Origin of the sequence: Micromonospora sp. NPDC047465 (assembly GCF_040643125.1) — a bacterium.
Classification (GTDB): Bacteria; Actinomycetota; Actinomycetes; order Mycobacteriales; family Micromonosporaceae; genus Micromonospora.
This window is the reverse complement of sequence record NZ_JBEYTP010000121.1, coordinates 1-2,426: the sequence shown is the minus strand read 5'-3', so window position 1 is coordinate 2,426 and position 2,426 is coordinate 1. Positions and strand designations below refer to the sequence as shown.

At 65.0% G+C, this 2,426-nt stretch carries 1 protein-coding gene; it reads left to right on the top strand.

The genetic code is table 11. From position 1 onward, the window contains the following. Nucleotide 1 precedes the first annotated feature (1 nt). Nucleotides 2–2,426, top strand: a 2,425-nt coding sequence (locus ABZ793_RS34620; protein ID WP_357465208.1) for an ATP-dependent Clp protease ATP-binding subunit, incomplete at its 3' end; no start/stop codon positions are given.

Genomic DNA, 2,426 nt, shown 5'->3' with positions numbered 1-2,426 from the left:
CATGTTCGAGCGGTTCACCGACCGAGCGCGACGGGTTGTCGTCCTGGCCCAGGAAGAGGCCCGGATGCTCAACCACAACTACATCGGTACGGAGCACATCCTGCTGGGTCTGATCCATGAGGGTGAGGGCGTGGCTGCCAAGGCTCTGGAGAGTCTTGGTATCTCTCTGGAGGGTGTGCGTCAGCAGGTCGAGGAGATCATCGGCCAGGGTCAGCAGGCGCCGAGCGGGCATATTCCGTTCACGCCGCGGGCCAAGAAGGTGTTGGAGCTGTCGCTGCGTGAGGCGTTGCAGCTCGGGCACAACTACATCGGCACGGAGCACATCCTGCTGGGTCTGATCCGTGAGGGTGAGGGCGTTGCCGCCCAGGTGCTGGTGAAGCTGGGTGCGGACCTGAACCGGGTCCGTCAGCAGGTGATCCAGTTGCTGTCGGGTTACCAGGGCAAGGAGCCGGCCGCGGCGGGCGCCGCGACGGGTGAGGCCGCGCCGTCGACGAGTCTGGTGTTGGACCAGTTCGGTCGGAACCTGACCCAGGCTGCCCGTGAGGGCAAGCTCGACCCGGTGATCGGGCGGGAGAAGGAAATCGAGCGGGTCATGCAGGTGTTGTCCCGCCGGACGAAGAACAACCCGGTCCTGATCGGTGAGCCCGGTGTCGGTAAGACCGCTGTGGTGGAGGGGCTGTCCCAGAAGATCATCAAGGGTGAGGTGCCGGAGACGCTGAAGGACAAGCAGCTCTACACCCTCGACCTTGGTGCCCTGGTCGCTGGTTCCCGTTACCGGGGTGACTTCGAGGAGCGCTTGAAGAAGGTGCTCAAGGAGATCCGCACCCGCGGTGACATCATCCTGTTCATCGACGAGATCCACACCCTCGTCGGGGCGGGCGCCGCCGAGGGCGCGATCGACGCCGCGTCGATCCTGAAGCCGATGCTGGCGCGGGGCGAGTTGCAGACCATCGGCGCCACCACCCTCGACGAGTACCGCAAGCATCTGGAGAAGGACGCCGCGTTGGAGCGTCGTTTCCAGCCGATCCAGGTGGGTGAGCCGTCGTTGGCGCACACCATCGAGATCCTCAAGGGCCTGCGGGACCGTTACGAGGCGCACCACCGGGTGAGCATCACCGACGCCGCTCTCGTGGCCGCCGCGACCCTGGCCGACCGGTACATCTCCGACCGGTTCCTGCCGGACAAGGCGATCGACCTGATCGATGAGGCCGGTGCGCGGATGCGGATCCGTCGGATGACCGCGCCGCCGGACCTGCGGGACTTCGACGAGCGGATCGCGCAGGTGCGTCGGGACAAGGAGTCCGCGATCGACGCGCAGGACTTCGAGCGGGCCGCGCAGCTGCGGGACAAGGAGAAGCAGCTGCTGGGGCAGAAGGCGCAGCGGGAGAAGGAGTGGAAGGCCGGCGACCTGGACGTCGTCAGTGAGGTTGATGACGAGCAGATCGCTGAGGTGCTCGGTAACTGGACCGGTATCCCGGTGTACAAGCTGACTGAGGAGGAGACCTCGCGTCTGCTGCGTATGGAGGACGAGCTGCACAAGCGCGTCATCGGGCAGGAGGACGCGGTCAAGGCGGTCTCGAAGGCGATCCGGCGTACCCGGGCTGGTCTGAAGGACCCGAAGCGTCCGTCGGGGTCGTTCATCTTCGCCGGCCCGTCGGGTGTGGGTAAGACCGAGCTGTCCAAGGCCCTCGCGGAGTTCCTGTTCGGTTCCGAGGACGCGCTGATCCAGCTGGACATGTCGGAGTTCCACGACCGGTACACGGTGTCGCGGCTGGTGGGTGCCCCTCCCGGTTACGTCGGTTATGACGAGGGTGGTCAGCTGACGGAGAAGGTGCGTCGTCGGCCGTTCTCGGTGGTGTTGTTCGACGAGATCGAGAAGGCCCACCCGGACGTGTTCAACACGCTGCTGCAGATTCTGGAGGACGGTCGGCTCACCGATGGTCAGGGTCGGATCGTGGACTTCAAGAACACGGTCATCATCCTGACGACGAACCTCGGCACGCGGGACGTGGCGAAGGCGGTGTCGCTGGGCTTCCAGGCGTCGGAGGACTCGGAGTCGAACTACGACCGGATGAAGCAGAAGGTCAACGACGAGCTGAAGCAGCACTTCCGGCCGGAGTTCCTGAACCGGATCGATGACACGATCGTGTTCCACCAGCTGCGGGAGAACGAGATCCTGTCGATCGTGGACATCATGATCGCGCGGATCGAGACGCAGCTGCGGAACAAGGACATGGGTCTGGAGCTGACCGACAACGCCAAGAAGTACCTGGCGAAGAAGGGCTTCGACCCGGTCCTCGGCGCCCGGCCGCTGCGCCGCACGATCCAGCGCGACATCGAGGACAACCTGTCCGAGCGGATCCTGTTCAACGAACTGACCCCCGGCCAGATCGTCGTCGTCGACTGCGAAGGCGACCCGAACAACA